At 41.6% G+C, this 450-nt stretch carries 1 protein-coding gene; it reads right to left on the bottom strand.

Annotated features, from left to right (window positions below):
• Positions 1-450 (bottom strand): phosphate ABC transporter ATP-binding protein (locus J7R05_RS08130; RefSeq protein ID WP_208541863.1); only part of this gene is annotated, 450 nt, incomplete at both ends.

Here is a 450-nt window from a genome sequence, read left to right as displayed (position 1 = left end):
AGGTTCATCCATCAAAATAACTTCAGGACTAACGGCAATAGCACGTGCAATACATAAGCGCTGTTGCTGCCCCCCTGATAAACTTGTTCCTGCCTCATGAAGTCGATCTTTTACTTCTTCAAATAAGCCTGCCTGCCTCAAACTTTTTTCAACCACATCATGCAATTCGGCGCGCGATTTGACTAAACCGTGAATACGTGGCCCATAAGCAACATTCTCAAATATAGATTTTGGAAAAGGACTAGGCTTTTGAAAAACCATTCCAACACGAGCGCGCAATTCTACAACATCAATCCTCTGGTCATAAATATTTTCCCCATCTAAAGTAATAAGACCGGTTGTTCTAGCGCCTTCAATCGTATCATTCATACGGTTAAAACAACGCAAAAAAGTCGACTTTCCGCATCCTGATGGACCAATCAAAGCTGTTACTTGATGTTCAGGAATATC

The sequence above is a fragment of the Bartonella capreoli genome, assembly GCF_902813205.1.
GTDB classification, from domain to species: Bacteria; Pseudomonadota; Alphaproteobacteria; order Rhizobiales; family Rhizobiaceae; genus Bartonella; species Bartonella schoenbuchensis.
This window is presented reverse-complemented; position numbering and strand designations above follow the sequence as displayed.